The 14271-nt window shown below is 70.8% G+C and carries 13 protein-coding genes; 5 read left to right on the top strand and 8 right to left on the bottom strand.

The window, feature by feature from the left end; genetic code table 11:
- Positions 1-25: 25 nt before the first annotated feature.
- Genes pgl through zwf form a run of 3 tightly spaced genes read right to left on the bottom strand, consistent with a single transcriptional unit; the run spans position 26 to position 3201 of the window.
- A complete protein-coding gene (gene pgl / locus ACX1D3_RS13275; RefSeq protein ID WP_458994299.1) occupies positions 26-757 on the bottom strand; it encodes a 6-phosphogluconolactonase in 732 nt (243 codons plus the stop codon).
- 1 nt (position 758) lies between these two features.
- Positions 759-1661, bottom strand: coding sequence for a glucose-6-phosphate dehydrogenase assembly protein OpcA (locus ACX1D3_RS13270; RefSeq protein ID WP_458994298.1), 903 nt, complete (start codon positions 1659-1661; stop codon positions 759-761).
- A 10-nt stretch (positions 1662-1671) separates the two neighbouring features.
- Positions 1672-3201: a glucose-6-phosphate dehydrogenase gene (gene zwf, locus ACX1D3_RS13265; protein WP_458994297.1), complete on the bottom strand. Its 1530-nt coding sequence runs from the start codon at positions 3199-3201 to the stop codon at positions 1672-1674.
- 116 nt (positions 3202-3317) lie between these two features.
- Between zwf and ACX1D3_RS13260 the strand changes: the two genes are divergently transcribed.
- Genes ACX1D3_RS13260 through ACX1D3_RS13250 form a run of 3 tightly spaced genes read left to right on the top strand, consistent with a single transcriptional unit; the run spans position 3318 to position 7094 of the window.
- Complete coding sequence (locus ACX1D3_RS13260) at positions 3318-4238, top strand: heme o synthase (protein ID WP_458994296.1); 921 nt, start codon at positions 3318-3320, stop codon at positions 4236-4238.
- Positions 4239-4280: 42 nt separating this feature from the next.
- Entirely contained in the window at positions 4281-5606 is a 1326-nt protein-coding gene (locus tag ACX1D3_RS13255) for a DUF4921 family protein (protein ID WP_458994295.1), read from the top strand.
- 57 nt (positions 5607-5663) lie between these two features.
- Positions 5664-7094, top strand: coding sequence for an MDR family MFS transporter (locus ACX1D3_RS13250; RefSeq protein ID WP_458994294.1), 1431 nt, complete (start codon positions 5664-5666; stop codon positions 7092-7094).
- A 30-nt stretch (positions 7095-7124) separates the two neighbouring features.
- Here ACX1D3_RS13250 and ACX1D3_RS13245 read toward each other — a convergent pair whose 3' ends face one another.
- From ACX1D3_RS13245 to ACX1D3_RS13225, 5 genes are read right to left on the bottom strand one after another with little or no spacing between them, the layout of a single operon-like run.
- Positions 7125-7691, bottom strand: a complete 567-nt coding sequence (locus tag ACX1D3_RS13245) for a DinB family protein (protein WP_458994293.1) — start codon at positions 7689-7691, stop codon at positions 7125-7127.
- Between the two features lie 11 nt (positions 7692-7702).
- Positions 7703-9685: a M3 family metallopeptidase gene (locus tag ACX1D3_RS13240; protein ID WP_458994292.1), complete on the bottom strand. Its 1983-nt coding sequence runs from the start codon at positions 9683-9685 to the stop codon at positions 7703-7705.
- Positions 9636-10562 (bottom strand): COX15/CtaA family protein, encoded by a 927-nt coding sequence (locus tag ACX1D3_RS13235; RefSeq protein ID WP_458994291.1) that lies wholly within the window; start codon positions 10560-10562, stop codon positions 9636-9638. The genes ACX1D3_RS13240 and ACX1D3_RS13235 overlap by 50 nt, the downstream gene beginning before the upstream one ends.
- Positions 10550-11308 carry an ABC transporter permease gene (locus tag ACX1D3_RS13230; RefSeq protein ID WP_458994290.1) on the bottom strand — a complete coding sequence of 253 codons (759 nt, stop codon included), beginning with the start codon at positions 11306-11308 and terminating at the stop codon, positions 10550-10552. The genes ACX1D3_RS13235 and ACX1D3_RS13230 overlap by 13 nt, the downstream gene beginning before the upstream one ends.
- The gene (locus ACX1D3_RS13225) at positions 11305-12006 is read right to left on the bottom strand and encodes an ABC transporter ATP-binding protein (protein ID WP_458994289.1); all 702 of its coding nucleotides are present in this window, start codon (positions 12004-12006) and stop codon (positions 11305-11307) included. Before ACX1D3_RS13225 ends, ACX1D3_RS13230 begins: the two co-directional genes overlap by 4 nt.
- A 131-nt stretch (positions 12007-12137) precedes the next feature.
- Between ACX1D3_RS13225 and ACX1D3_RS13220 the strand changes: the two genes are divergently transcribed.
- Together ACX1D3_RS13220 and sufB are read left to right on the top strand one after the other, a co-directional pair.
- Positions 12138-12818, top strand: coding sequence for a helix-turn-helix transcriptional regulator (locus tag ACX1D3_RS13220; protein ID WP_458994288.1), 681 nt, complete (start codon positions 12138-12140; stop codon positions 12816-12818).
- A gap of 8 nt (positions 12819-12826) precedes the next feature.
- Positions 12827-14269 (top strand): Fe-S cluster assembly protein SufB, encoded by a 1443-nt coding sequence (sufB, locus tag ACX1D3_RS13215; protein WP_458994287.1) that lies wholly within the window; start codon positions 12827-12829, stop codon positions 14267-14269.
- Positions 14270-14271 lie beyond the last annotated feature (2 nt).

Here is a 14271-nt window from a genome sequence, read left to right as displayed (position 1 = left end):
TCGCGCCGGCTTTTCCATGCCCGCCTCAGAACGGGCACACGTACTGTGCGGGCAGCCCACCCGCCGCCGCGTCATCGAGATACCACAGGGTGGACACGTCGCCGTGGACGTGGGCCGCCGGGAGGCTCAGGTCCCCACCCAGGGCCCTGGCCACGGCGTCGGCCTTCGCCTCGCCGGTGGCGATCACCCAGGTCTCGTCCGCCCGGTTCAGCGCCGGGATGGTCAACGTGATCCGGTCCGAAGGGGCCTTCGGGGCGTCGGTGACCCCGATGACGCTGCGCGTGGTGGGGTCGAAGCTCGGATGGTTCGGGAAGATCGAGGCGGTGTGGCCGTCCTCTCCCACGCCCAGCAGCATGATGTCGAAGTGGGTCTCGCCCAGCTCGGCCTCGTACTCGGCGGCGCACTCGTGGGAGTCCTTGCGCCCGTCCTTGGCGGCCATCATGTGGATGTCGGCGGACTTGATGGCGACCGTGCGGGCCAGCCGCGACACCGCCTGCAGGGAGTTGCGGTCCGGGTCCGTGGCGGGCACGAACCGCTCGTCGCCCCACCACAGCTGCAGCTTGGACGCGTCGAGGTCCGAGCCCTCCGCGAGCTGCGCGAACCGCTCGTACATGGCGTTGGCCGCGTTGCCGCCGGTCAGGCACACGTGGACGATGGGCTGCACGTCCTGGAGTTCGATCAGGCGGTCCAGCAGCCGCTGGGCGACCAGGTTGCTCACCTCGTCGGCCTCAGGCATCCGGACAACCCGGGTGAACACGTCAGCGCTCCCCGGCGTCGGCGACCAGCCGCGTCGTGGCCGACTCGAAGATGTCGTCGGCGTCCATCCGCTGGAGCTCCTCCGTCAGGAGGTCCGTCAGCGGCCGCCGGCGCAGGGCGACGGTGCGCTGCGGCTGGTGCGGCACCTGGTACTGCGCGGTGCCCTCTGCCACGCGGCGTACCGTGATGTCGCCCTCCGTGGTGGTGAGGCGGACCTCGTTGACGCCGGGGAGGTCGCCGTCGAGCCGCGACACGCTCACGCCCAGGCGGTCGCTCAGCCATGCGGCCAGCAGGGTGGCCGGGGCGTTGTCCGGGGCCGAGGTGACCACCGCGCCGGTGACCTGCGCCTGCGTCTGATCCATGGCCGCGGCCAGCAGCGCGCGCCAGCGCGTCAGCCGCGTCCAGGTGAGGTCGGTGTCGCCCGGGGCGTGGTTCCGTGCCCGCCGGAGGAGGGCGTCCTGCGGATCGTGGCAGCCGGCGGCGTCGGTGATCCGGCGGTCGGCCAGGCTGCCGATGGGATCCTCGGCGAGGTTGTCCGGCGCCTCGTGCGGCCACCACACGATGGTGGGGGAGTCCGGCAGCAGCAGGGGGAGGCAGATCGAGTCCCCGTGATGGCGAAGCTCCCCGTGGAGCCGCAGCACGATGAGGTCGCCCGGGAGCCCCTCACCCACCTCGATCGTCGCGTCGAGGCGCGCCTCGTCGGAGTCGACGTAGGTGACGACGATGACACGGGAGGGATGCGCCGTCGCCGAGGTCTTCGCCGCCTCGAGCACGTCGTCGAAGCGCTCGTCGGTGGTGACGATCAGGAGGGTGAGGACGAGCCCACTCGCCCCCGCCGTCCGCTTGGCGTTGAGGAGCGCGGCGGCCACGTCGCGCGAGGAGGTGGCGGTCAGTTCGATGATCATGGGGAGCTCCTTAGGGCCTACGCCAGTTGAAGCCGTCGCGGGCCAGCATGTCGTGGGCCGACGTCGGGCCCCACGTACCGGACGCGTACTGCTGCGGCTGATCCTCGACGGAGGCCCAGTACTCGATGACCGGGTCCAGGATCTGCCAGCTGAGCTCCACCTCCTCCTGCTGCGGGAACAGCGGCGGGTCGCCGAGGAGGACGTCGAGGATGAGGCGCTCGTACGCCTCGGGCGAGGACTCGGTGAAGGACCCGCCGTAGCCGAAGTCCATGGACACCTCACGGATCTCCATCTGCGTTCCGGGGACCTTCGCGCCGAAGCGGAGGGTCACCCCCTCGTCCGGCTGGATCCGCATGACGAGCGCGTTGGTGCCCAACTCCTCGGTGTCGGTGGCGGTGAACGGCAGGTGCGGGGCGCGCTTGAAGCTCAGCGCCACCTCGGTCACCCGCCGGGGCATCCGCTTGGCGGAGCGGAGATAGAAGGGCACCCCGGCCCAGCGACGGTTGTCGATGTCCACCCGCATCGCGGCGTAGGTCTCTGTCTTCGAGCCCTCAGGGACGCCGTCCTCCTGCAGGTAGCCGATGACGGGCCGGCCGCCCTGCCATCCGGCGGCGTACTGCCCGCGGGCGGTGTGCAGGTCGTAGCGGGTGGGCACGCGCGCCGCCGCCAGCACCTTCTGCTTCTCGGCGCGCAGCTGGCCCGCCTCGAAGGAGGTGGGCTCCTCCATCGCGGTGAGCGCGAGCAGCTGCAGCAGGTGGTTCTGGATGACGTCGCGGGCGATGCCGATCCCGTCGAAGTAGCCGGCACGGCCCCCGATGCCGATGTCCTCGGCCATCGTGATCTCGACGTGGCTCACGTAGTGGTTGTTCCAGATGGGCTCGAACATCTGGTTCGCGAAGCGCAGCGCCAGCATGTTCTGCACCGTCTCCTTCCCCAGGTAGTGGTCGATGCGGAACACCTCGTGGGGCTGGAACAGCACCGAGACCACGTCGTTGAGCTCCCTGGCGGAGGCCAGGTTGTGGCCGAACGGCTTCTCGATGACCACCCGGTTCCAGTTGCCCTCCGAGCGCTCGGTCATGCCGTGGCGCCGCAGCTGGGTCATCACCTGCTCGAAGCTCGACGGCGGGATGGAGAGGTAGAACGCGTGGTTGCCGCCGGTGCCGCGGGCGGTGTCCAGCTCCTGGATGGTGGCCCGGAGGCGGTCGAACGAGTCGTCGTCGTCGAAGGTGCCCGGCACGAAGCGGATGCCCTCGAGCAGCTGCTCCCACACCTCCTCCCGGAACGGGGTGCGCGCGTTCTCCTTGACGGCGTCGTGGACCACCTGGGCGAAGTCCTGATCGGCCCAGTCCCGGCGCGCGAAACCCACCAGCCCGAAGCCAGGGGGCAGCATGCCGCGGTTGGCCAGATCGTAGACGGCGGGCATCAGCTTCTTGCGGGACAGGTCCCCCGTCACTCCGAAGATGACGAGGACGCACGGCCCGGCGATGCGGGGGAGCCGACGGTCCTGCGGGTCGCGCAGCGGGTTCTCGTAGCTGTTCATCGTCGCCAACCCTATCCCGGCCGGGCCGTCGGGGGAACGGATCCCGCCGCGCGCTTTGGGAGCTCTCCGGGGGCGCGATAGACTGCCCGGAGCGATTCTGGAGGAATGGGGTGCGTGTGGCCGTCGGCAGTGTTGCGGCGTCCTCGGGGGCCCGGTTCTGGGACATCGTCAAGGCCTATGTGGCGCTGACGAAGCCGCGGATCATCGAGCTGCTCCTGGTCACCACCGCCCCCGCCATGTTCCTCGCCGCGGGCGGCCTGCCCCCGTGGGGGCTGATCGTCTACACCATGATCGGCGGGCTGTTCGCCGCCGCGTCGGCCAACACCTTCAACTGCGTGATCGACGCCGACATCGACGAGGTGATGCGCCGCACCCGCCGCCGCCCCGTCCCGCGGCACCAGGTCTCCACCCGCAACGCGCTGATCTTCGGCGCGGTGCTCGGCCTCCTCGCCACCCTCGTGCTGGGGTTCGGCGCGAACTGGCTCTCGGCTGCCCTGGCATTGGTGGCCAACGCGTTCTACGTGTTCGTCTACACCATGTGGCTCAAACGGCGCACCTGGCAGAACATCGTGTGGGGCGGCATCGCGGGCTGCTTCCCGCCGCTCATCGGCTGGACCGCGGTGACGGGAAGCATCGCGTGGCCGCCGCTCATCCTGTTCGCCGTCGTGTTCCTGTGGACCCCGCCGCACACGTGGGCGCTGGCCTTCCGGTACCGCGACGACTACGCGGCCGCCGGGGTGCCGATGCTGCCGGTGGTCTCCACGCCGCCACGGGTGGCGGCGCAGATCTTCTGGTACACCCTCGCCACGGTGGCCGTCTCGCTGCTGCTGTGGCCGATGACCCCGACCGGCCCGCTCTACCCGATCGTCGCAGGGCTGCTCGGTGCGGTGTTCATCGCCGAGGCCGTCGCGCTGTGGCGGCGCGCCCGGGCAGGCGCCGACGGACCGCAGCTCAAGGCGATGCGGCTGTTCCACTGGAGCAACACCTATCTGGCGCTGCTGTTCCTGGCCGTGGCCATCGACCCACTGCTCTTCTAGCCTTCCCTGCCCCACGGCAACCAGGCGCACTATCGTCGGGGGATGCAGCCCTTCGCGCGCGAGCCCGACTACGTCAGCGTGCTGCGCGACGGCACCGTCAAGCAGATCAACCCGCTGACGGGCACCGAGGTGTGGACCGTGGCGGGCAGGGCGAACCGCCCGCTCGGGCTCGCCGCCCGGGAGCCGGCCCCCCTCGATCCCCACCGATCCGGGAGGCACTGCCCCTTCTGCGAGGCCCGCTACCTCGAGACGCCGCCGGAGAAGTCGCGGGTGGTGCGCAGCGGCGGCGGCTGGGACACGATCTACCGCAACCCCGCCGAGGAGCTGTTCGCCACCGTCGCCGAGTTCCGGCGGGTCCCGAACCTGTTCGAGATCCTCAGCTTCGACTACTGGCACCAGAACTACGGCTTCGAGCTGCCCGAGCGGGTGAGGGTCCGCCGCGACGCCTACCTCGGCTCGCCGCAGGGGCGGGCGCACGTGCTGGCGGTGATCGGCTCCAAGCTGCGGGCCTCCGGCATGAGCCCGGATCAGATCGCTGACCTCCCTGAGGACGAGCGCATCGCCCGGGCCTCGGGGTTCTTCGGCGGCGGCCACGACCTCATCGTGGCCCGGCGGCACTTCGTCGACGGCGCCACCGACGACTCCCAGCTGGCCTCCTCGGGCACCCTCACCGTCGACGAGCACGAGCGGTTCGTGTCCTACACCATTGAATCGACGGCGATGGCCTACGACATCAACCGCTACGCGCGCTACGTGGCCGTCTTCCAGAACTGGCTCAAGCCGGCCGGCGCCTCCTTCGACCACCTCCACAAGCAGCTGGTCACCATCGACGAGCGCGGCGCGCAGCACGAGGCCACCCTCGCGCGGCTGAGGGGCAACCCCAACCTCTTCAACGAGGCGGGGCCCAACTACGCGGCGCGCCGCAACCTCGTGATCGCGGAGAGCGAGTACGCCGTCGCCTTCGCGGGCTTCGGCCACCGGTATCCCACCATCGAGATCCACTGCACCAGCGAGACCTCGGACCCGTGGGAGCTGCGCGACGACGAGGTGCGCGGCATGTCGGACATGATCCACGCGATGCACGCCGCCACGGGGCCGGCCGTCCCCTGCAACGAGGAATGGCACTACCGCCCCATCGACGTGACCCTCCCCATGCCCTGGCGGGTGTTGCTGAAGTGGCGGATCTCCACGCTCGCGGGCTTCGAGGGCGCCACCAAGATCTACCTCAACACGATCGCACCGGCTACGCTGCGTGATCGGGTGGTCACCGCGCTGCTCGATCTCCGCGACCGCGGGCTCATCGCCCCTGGTCTGGCGATCGGGGACGAGGCGCCGGGTCGGCCCAACCCACTGCGCTACCGCCGGTAAGGCGGGCGCCCCGCGGAGCGGTGGCGCCACGCACCGACCTCCACGAAGGGACACCAGATGCCCACCGATATGCCCCGCAGTGCCCAACGGGGGGTGATCCCCATCCTGCTGGTGGCCGCCTTCGTCGTCATCCTCAACGAGACGACGATGAACGTCGCGCTGAGCAGCATCATGGCCGACCTCGGCGTCACGGAGCGCACCGCGCAGTGGCTGACCACCGGGTTCATGCTCACGATGGCCGTGGTCATCCCGGTGACCGGGTGGCTCATCGACAGGCTCTCCACGCGGCGGCTGTTCGTGCTGGCCCTGTCGCTGTTCAGCCTGGGGACGCTCGCCTGCGCGGTGGCCCCGAGCTTCCCGCTCCTGGTGCTCGGCCGGGTGGTCCAGGCCACCGGCACGGCGATCATGCTGCCGCTGCTGATGACCACCGTCATGCAACTGGTCGCGCGGGAGCACCGGGGGCGGGTGATGGGCAACATCTCCATGGTGATCTCGGTGGCACCCGCCGTCGGCCCCACTCTGTCGGGCCTCATCCTCCAGGTGGCCTCGTGGCGGGCGATCTTCTGGGTGATGCTCCCCATCGCCCTGCTCATGCTGTGGCTCGGGTACCAGAGGCTGGCCGACGTCGGCGAGAGCAAGGACACACCGCTGGACCTGGTCTCGGTTCCGCTGACGCTGCTGGGGTTCGGCCCGCTGGTCTACGGGCTGAGCACGGTGGGTGCGGAGGACGTGGAGTTCTGGGTGCCGCTGCTGTCCATCGGGGTCGGCATCGGCGGGCTCGCCGCGTTCGTGGCGCGGCAGTCGGCGCTGCAGCGGCGGGAGGCGGCGCTGCTGGACCTCCGCACGTTCACGTTCCCCACCTTCACCGTGGCCGTGGTGATGATGTCGATCTCCATGATGGCGCTGTTCGGCACCGTCATCATGCTGCCGCTGCTGCTTCAGCGGGCGTTCGGGCTCGAGCCGCTCCAGGTGGGCCTGATGCTGTTGCCGGGCGGCGTGGCCATGGGGCTGCTCTCGCCCGTGGTGGGCCGCCTGTACGACCGGGTGGGGCCCAGGGCGCTGGTGGTGCCCGCGAGCATCGTCGTGATGGGCGTGTTCGTCTTCTTCTCCACCATCAGCCTGGCCACGCCGTGGTGGGCGGTCACGCTCGGGCACGTGATGATGAGCGTGGGCTTCGCCTCGATGTTCACGCCCCTGTTCACGGTGGCGCTGGGGTCACTGCCGCGCCCCCTGTACTCGCACGGCTCGGCCGTCGTGGGCACGGTCCAGCAGGTTGCGGGCGCGGCCGGCACCGCCGTCTTTGTCACGATCTTCGCCACCCAGTCGGCCGCGGCCGCCGCGACGGCGGGATCGGAGGCAGAGGCCATGTTGGCGGGGGCGCGCTGGGCGTTCCGGGCGGCTGGGGCCATCTGGACGGCCGCCGTGGTCGCGGGGCTGTTCCTGCGCAGGCCGGAGAACGCGGACGAGCCCATCCCTGTGACCCACTGAGCCTCCGGGTTGCGCCGGTGGGAGGTTCCCTCAGGCGCCGTCGGCGAGCCTGGTGAGCATCGCGCTGTGGGCGGCCCAGCCGTCGGCGGGCTCCCACAGGTTGCCGTTGACCGCGCTGAGCCCCGCCGTGCCGTCGATCCCCTCGCGGAGGATGTCCGCGTGTCCCGCGTGGCGCGTGACGTCCGTCAGCACGTGGACCAGCACCCTCCCCAGCGTCGTGTCGCCGCGCTCTCCCCACCAGGCGACGTGGCCAGGGGTGTCGAGGGTCATCTCCTCGACCGCCTGATCGACGACGACGCCCACCTCCCGGTAGAGCCCGATGATCCCGGCGGCCGACTCCTCGGCGGTGGCGTAGAAGTCCGCGTTGGGGTCGGCGTCGTAGTCGAGGTCGGGGATGCTGAGCGGCGACGTCCGGCCGAAGCAGGTGACGACGTACCCGTGCTCCACGTACGCGCAGTGCTTGATGAGGCCCAGGAGGTTGGTGCCGGTCACGGTGCGGGGGAGCCGCAGCTCGCGCTCGCTCAGGCCCTCGGCCTTCCAGAGGAGTCCCTCGCGTGAGCCGCGCAGGTAGGTGAGCAGGATCTGCTTGACGTCCATGTCCGGCCCCGTCACCGGTCGATGGAGAGGCCGAGCCGGTCCAGGAGCGGCGCGAGCTGCGGGTCGCGGCCGCGGAACCGTCGGTAGGTCTCCATCGGGTCCACCGAGCCGCCGGGAGCGAGCAGGGTCCGCCGGAAGTGGTCGCCCGCCTCGCGGAGCGGCCCCGTCTGCTCCTCGAACCACGCCACGGCGTCGGCGTCCATCACCTTCGCCCACGCATAGCCGTAGTAGCTGGCCGCGTACCCGCCGCCCCAGATGTGCGCGAAGTACTGGGACCGGTAGCGCGGCGGCACCAGCTCGTCGACCAGCCCCCAGCGCTCGAGGGCAGCGCGCTCGAACGCCTCCACCTCGTCGGGGGAGGTGGGCAGCTCGTCGAGCGGGGTCATGTGCCAGGCCAGGTCCAGCAGGGACGCCAGCTCCGTCTCCGCCGTCGCGTAACCCTGCCCGAACCGGCTGGCCTCCTCCAACCGCGACACCCACTCGGCGGGCAGCACCCGGCCCGGCGTCCACGCCCAGTGCTCGTTGACCTGGCTGGGGAACTCCACGAAGTCGCGTTGCGTGTTGGCCCCCGAGCGGGACGCGTAGCGCGAGTCGGCCAGCAGCCCGTGCAGGGCGTGACCGAACTCGTGGAACATGGTGATCACGTCGTCCCAGGAGATGGTGGTGGTCGTGCGCGTGTAGTTGCAGTTGTTGGTGACGACGGGGAGGGTCGCGTCGCGGCGCGACTGGTCCACGATGTTGCTCATCCAGGCGCCGCCCTGCTTGGTGGGGCGCGCCCAGAAGTCCATGAGGAACAGCCCGAGCGTGGAGCCGTCGGCATCGTGGACCTCGAACACCTGGGTGTCGGGGGCGTGCCCGACCATGCCGCCGACCGGCTCGAACGTGATCCCGTACAGCTCCGTGGCCGCCGCGTAGACCGCCGCCAGCACCTTGTCGACCTGGAGGTGGTCGCCCAGCTCGGACTCGTCGAAGGAGAACCGCTCCCGGCGCACGATGTTCTCGACGTAGGCCCAGTCGGCCGCGGTGAACTCCTCACCTGGCGCGAGCTCCGCGTACCGGGCGCGCAGCTCGGCGCCCTCCGCGCGGGCCTTGGCGAGGGCCGCCTGGGCGAGCGGCACGAGCATCTCCAGGATGGCGTCGGTGCTCTTCGCCGTCCCCGCCTCGGCGACGATGGCCGCGTGGTGCGGGTACCCCAGCAGCGAGGCGCGCTCCGCCCGTGCCCGTGCGATGGCCACGACGACGGCGCGGGTGTCGAACTCGCCCCGCAGGGCCCGGGTGGTGGAGGCCTCGTGGAGGCGGCGCCGCACACCCGGGTCCGCGAGCTTCGCGGCGAGGGGCTGCTGCGTGGTGTTGACCAGCGCGATCCGGAATCCGTCGTCGACGCGCAGCGCCGCGCGCTCCTCGTCGGACAGCCCGGCGAGCTCGTCCGCGGTGACCGCGATGCCGCCGGCGTTGCGGGCCTCCCGGTTGAGCTGCTCGAACCTGGTGGAGAGCTCGGCCAGCCGGCGGTTGAGCTCCCGCAGGCGGGTCTGGGCCTCGTCGTCCAGCCCCACGCCGGCGCGCCGGAAGGAGCGCAGGAGTTCGTCGAGGGCGTACGTGTCCTGCTCGTCTGCCTCGACCTCCCCGTCGTCGATGCGCGCCCGGAGCGACTCGAGCCGTGCGAAGAGCCCGCGGTCCAGGTAGATGGCGTCCTCGTGCTCGGCGAGGCGGGGCGACATCTCCTCGTCGATGGCGTCCAGCTCGGGGGATCCGTCGGAGGAGTGCACGGCGAAGAAGGCGTTCAACGCCCTGCGGAGGGTGGCCTCCGCGTCCTCCCAGGCGCCGAGGACGTTGGCGAGCGTCGGTGCCGCCGGGTCGTCGCGGAGCCGCTCCAGCCCGGCGCGCTGGTCCGCCATGCCGGCCTCGATGGCGTCGCGGTAGTCCGCCGGCGTGGCGGCCGCGAAGTCAGGCAGCGTGAAGGGAAGGTGTGTGGTCAGCACCGGGTTGGTGGGCATTGGCTCTCCTCGTCGTCGACACCAGCAGCCAGGACGCTGCCGCCGTGAGCACGGTCAATCCCACCATATGCAGGATGACAATGCCGACGGGCAGGCCCAGGAAGTACTGCAGGTAGCCGATGAGGCCCTGAAGTGCCACGGTGGCCAGGGTGAGCCTGGCCGCGCGGGCGGGGCGGGCCTGCCGGGTGCGGGTGAACAGCCACACGCAGGCCACCACCAGTACCACGACGAGCCACGCCGAGAGGGCGTGGATGCGCGCGACCGACTCGATGTCGGCGCCGTTGCGCGGCGCGGAGGCGTCCCCGGCGTGCGGGCCGGCGCCGGTCACGACGGTGCCGAGGACGATCGAGACCATCGACGCGGCGAAGGTGGCCACGACCAGCCACCTGGCCCCGGGCGCCACCGGGGTGGGGGACACGCGGTAGCCCACCGCCAGCGCCCACACGCACACCACGATGAGCACCACGGAGAGCATGAGGTGCGGCGCCACCCATGACGGGTTCAGCTGGGTGAGAACCGTGATCCCGCCCACGATGGCCTGCAGCGGGATGCCGAGGCCCACGCCGAGCGTGATCCACCACAGCTTCGAGCGCATCCCGCGGTTGCGCCAGGCGGCGACGAAGGCTCCCACCGCGGCGATGATGAGGACGAACGTGAGGAGCCGGTTGCCGAACTCGATCACCCCGTGGATGCCGTAGGCCTCGTGCGGCGTGTAGGACTCCTCGGTGCACCGCGGCCACGTGGGGCAGCCCAGGCCGGAGCCGGTGAGGCGCACGACGGCGCCGGTCACGATGATGCCCATGTTGCAGATGAGCGAGATCCACAGCCAGGTGCGCAGCGCGCGCTCACCGTCGACGAGCTTCCTCAGGAGGTCCACTTGAACACCTTCCACGCGAGCGCGAGCGTGCCCGCACACCACAGTGCGGTCACCAGTACGGGCCAGCCTAGGGCCTGACCGCCCGCCGCGGCGCGGAGGCCCTCCCCGAGCGCGCCCGTGGGTGTCGCGGCGACCAGCGGCTGCGCCCAGTCCGGGAGCCGCGACACCGGGAGCAGCACCCCGAGGGGCATTCCGGCCAGGTACAGCAGGTTCGCGACTGCGAGGGTGGCCTCGGGCCGCAGCGCGCCGGAGATCGCGAGCGCCAGGCCGGCGAAGGCGCCCATCGCCAGCAGGGAGGTGGCCAGCCCGGCGGCCGCGGAGAGGGCGGTGAACCCCGGCCGCCAGCCCAGCGCGACCGCCACCGTGGCCAGCACGGCCACCTGACCCCAGGTGATCAGGCTGATCCCCAGCCCCTTGCCGACGAGGATGCCTGGCTTGCCGAGGGGGGTGGCGGCCATGCGCTCCAGCACGTTGTAGCGGCGCTCGAACCCGGTGGCGATGGCCAGGGTGGTGAGGCATGAGCTCCACATGGCCAGGGCCAGGACCGAGGGCGCCGTCTCCTCGAAGCCGAGCCCCAGCCGCCCGCCCATGAAGCGGCCCCCGACGAGGACGGCGATGGGGATCACCACCGCGAGGAGCGCCTGTTCCCCGTTGCGGAGGATGAGCCCCGCCTCGGTGGTGGCGTGGGCCCACACCCGGCGTGCGAAGGGTGCGGGAGCCGCGGCGGGGGCGAAGTCCAGGGTCACGGCCGGTCTCCCGTGGTGTGGTGGAGGAACGCGTCCTCGAGGCTGCCGTCGACGGTGAGCTCGGCCACGCTGCCCTCGGCGGTCACGCGGCCGCGGTCGACGATGTAGACGCTGTCCGCGAGGGCCTCGGCCTCGTGCATGTCGTGGGTGGTGAGGACGACGGCGACGCCCGCGTCGCGCACGCGCCCCACCACCTCCCACGTGGCCCGGCGGCTCCGGGGGTCCAGCCCCGACGATGGCTCGTCGAGGAATACCAGGTCCGGCCGGCCGATGAGGGCGCCGGCGAGGTTGACGGCCTGCTGCTGGCCCCCGGAGAGGCGCCGGTACGGGGTGGTGGCGAAGGCCCCGATCCCGAGGAGGTCGATCAGGGCGTCAACCGGGTGGGGGGTGGCGTACAGCCGAGAGAGGTAGCGCAGGAGGCGGACCGGCGTGATGCCGGACCACGCGCCGGTCGACTGCGGCATCAGCCCGATCCGCGGCAGGACGGCGGGTGAGCCCGGTGCGTCACCGAAGAGCGTCAGCGATCCGCCGTCGGGGCGGGCCAGGCCGGTGCAACACCGGATGAAGGTCGTCTTGCCCGCGCCGTTGGGCCCGAGGAGCGCCGTGATCCGCCCGGCGTCGGCGCTGAGGGTCAGCCCGGCGAGCGCCCTGGTGGGGCCGAAGGAGGCCGTGAGGTCGCGGGCTTCGAGGACGGACACCGGGCCACTGTAGCGCCGCGCGACATGGAGCGGCCGGCGGGCGGTCCCGCCCTGCGGACTTAGGGTGGCCTTTCTTGAATCTTGCAGGAGAATTGGAAAGACTGACGTATGTTAAATGGAGGAGGTGCAGGGTGAGCGTGGGTTCCGTCGAGACGGTCGACCTCCCGACGCGCCGTCGCGTCGTCAACTTCATCCTCAACGAGGGTCCGCAGACGGCCAAGCAGCTGGCCGAGCGCCTGCACCTCACCCCCGCGGCAGTCCGCCGCCACCTGACGGTCCTGCTCGCGGACGGGACCCTGGAGTCGCGCGAGCAGCGCGTCTTCGGCGCCCGCGGCAGGGGGCGGCCCTCCAAGGTGTTCGTGCTCACCGACAGCGGGCGCGCGGAGTTCCGTCAGGCCTACGACGATCTCGCCATCGCCGCGCTCAGGCGGCTCGCGGTGGCCGCCGGGCCGGGCGCCATCCGCGAGATCGCCACCGACCGCGTCGCCTGCATCGAGGAGAGGTTCCGGGCGGCCCGGGACAACGCCCCCGAGGCGCCCGCCGTCGAGCTGCTGGCCGAGGTGCTCGCGGTGGACGGCTACGCGCCGTCGGTGAGGCCGCTGCACTCCGGCACCCAGCTCCTCCAGCACCATTGCCCCATCGCGCACGTGGCCACCGAGTTCCCCGAGCTGTGCGAGATCGAGACCCAACTGTTCGCGAAACTGCTGGGCACGCACGTCCAGCGGCTCGCCACCATCGCCCATGGGGACGGCGTGTGCACCACGCACGTCCCCCACCGACTTCCCACCCCCGCCATCCCGAAGAGAAAGTGACGACGGATATGACTCAGACCGCACCTCAGGCCCCAGGACTCGGGGCCACGCAGGACGAACACATCGAGGCCCTGTCCAAGTACCAGTGGGGCTGGCACGACAGCGACTCCGCCGGCTCCACCGCCACGCGCGGCCTCAACGAGGCCGTGGTCACCAACATCTCGGGCCTCAAGAGCGAGCCCGACTGGATGCGCGACCTCCGGCTCAAGGGCCTCAAGCTCTTCGAGAAGAAGCCCATGCCCACCTGGGGCGCGGACCTCAGCGGCATCGACTTCGACAACATCAAGTACTTCGTCCGCTCCACCGAGAAGCAGGCGCAGACCTGGGACGACCTGCCCGACGACATCAAGAACACCTACGACCGGCTCGGCATCCCCGAGGCGGAGAAGGCGCGCCTGGTGGCCGGTGTCGCGGCCCAGTACGAGTCCGAGGTGGTCTACCACAAGATCAACGAGGAGCTCGAGCGCCAGGGCGTCATCTTCCTCGACACGGACACGGCCCTCAAGGAGCACCCGGAGATCTTCAAGGAGTACTTCGGCACGGTCATCCCCGTGGGCGACAACAAGTTCGCCTCGCTCAACACCGCGGTGTGGTCGGGCGGCTCGTTCATCTACGTGCCCAAGGGCGTCCACGTCACCATCCCGCTCCAGGCCTACTTCCGGATCAACACCGAGAACATGGGGCAGTTCGAGCGCACGCTGATCATCGTCGACGAGGGCGCCTACGTGCACTACGTCGAGGGCTGCACCGCCCCGATCTACTCGAGCGACTCGCTGCACTCCGCCGTCGTGGAGATCATCGTGAAGAAGAACGCGCGCTGCCGCTACACCACCATCCAGAACTGGTCCACCAACGTGTACAACCTGGTGACCAAGCGGGCCGTCTGCGAAGAGGGCGCCACCATGGAGTGGATCGACGGCAACATAGGTTCCAAGGTCACCATGAAGTACCCCGCCGTCTACCTGATGGGCGAGCACGCCCGCGGTGAGACGCTCTCCATCGCCTTCGCGGGGGAGGGCCAGCACCAGGACGCCGGCTCGAAGATGGTGCACTGCGCCCCGCACACGTCGAGCTCGATCATCTCCAAGTCCGTCGCCCGCGGCGGCGGCCGCTCCTCCTACCGCGGCCTCGTGAAGGTGGAGCCGGGCGCCTCGCACTCGGCGTCGTCGGTCAAGTGCGACGCGCTGCTGGTGGACAACATCTCCCGCTCCGACACCTACCCCTACGTCGACGTCCGCGAGGACGACGTGTCGATGGCGCACGAGGCCACGGTCTCCAAGGTCTCCGAGGACCAGCTGTTCTACCTCATGAGCCGAGGCATGGAGGAGGACGAGGCCATGGCCATGATCGTGCGCGGCTTCGTCGAGCCCATCGCCCGCGAGCTGCCCATGGAGTACGCGCTGGAGCTCAACCGGCTCATCGAACTGCAGATGGAAGGCGCGGTCGGCTGACG

This window comes from Tessaracoccus yangjingae (assembly GCF_054483935.1).
This window is presented reverse-complemented; position numbering and strand designations above follow the sequence as displayed.

Excerpts from the sequence above, each read along its gene's own strand:
- ACX1D3_RS13270 (WP_458994298.1), bottom strand. The coding sequence starts at position 1,661 with ATGATCATCGAACTGACCGCCACCTCCTCGCGCGACGTGGCCGCCGCG.
- zwf (WP_458994297.1), bottom strand. The coding sequence starts at position 3,201 with ATGAACAGCTACGAGAACCCGCTGCGCGACCCGCAGGACCGTCGGCTC.
- ACX1D3_RS13255 (WP_458994295.1), top strand. The coding sequence starts at position 4,281 with ATGCAGCCCTTCGCGCGCGAGCCCGACTACGTCAGCGTGCTGCGCGAC.
- ACX1D3_RS13250 (WP_458994294.1), top strand. The coding sequence starts at position 5,664 with ATGCCCACCGATATGCCCCGCAGTGCCCAACGGGGGGTGATCCCCATC.
- ACX1D3_RS13245 (WP_458994293.1), bottom strand. The coding sequence starts at position 7,691 with ATGGACGTCAAGCAGATCCTGCTCACCTACCTGCGCGGCTCACGCGAG.
- ACX1D3_RS13240 (WP_458994292.1), bottom strand. The coding sequence starts at position 9,685 with ATGCCCACCAACCCGGTGCTGACCACACACCTTCCCTTCACGCTGCCT.
- sufB (WP_458994287.1), top strand. The coding sequence starts at position 12,827 with ATGACTCAGACCGCACCTCAGGCCCCAGGACTCGGGGCCACGCAGGAC.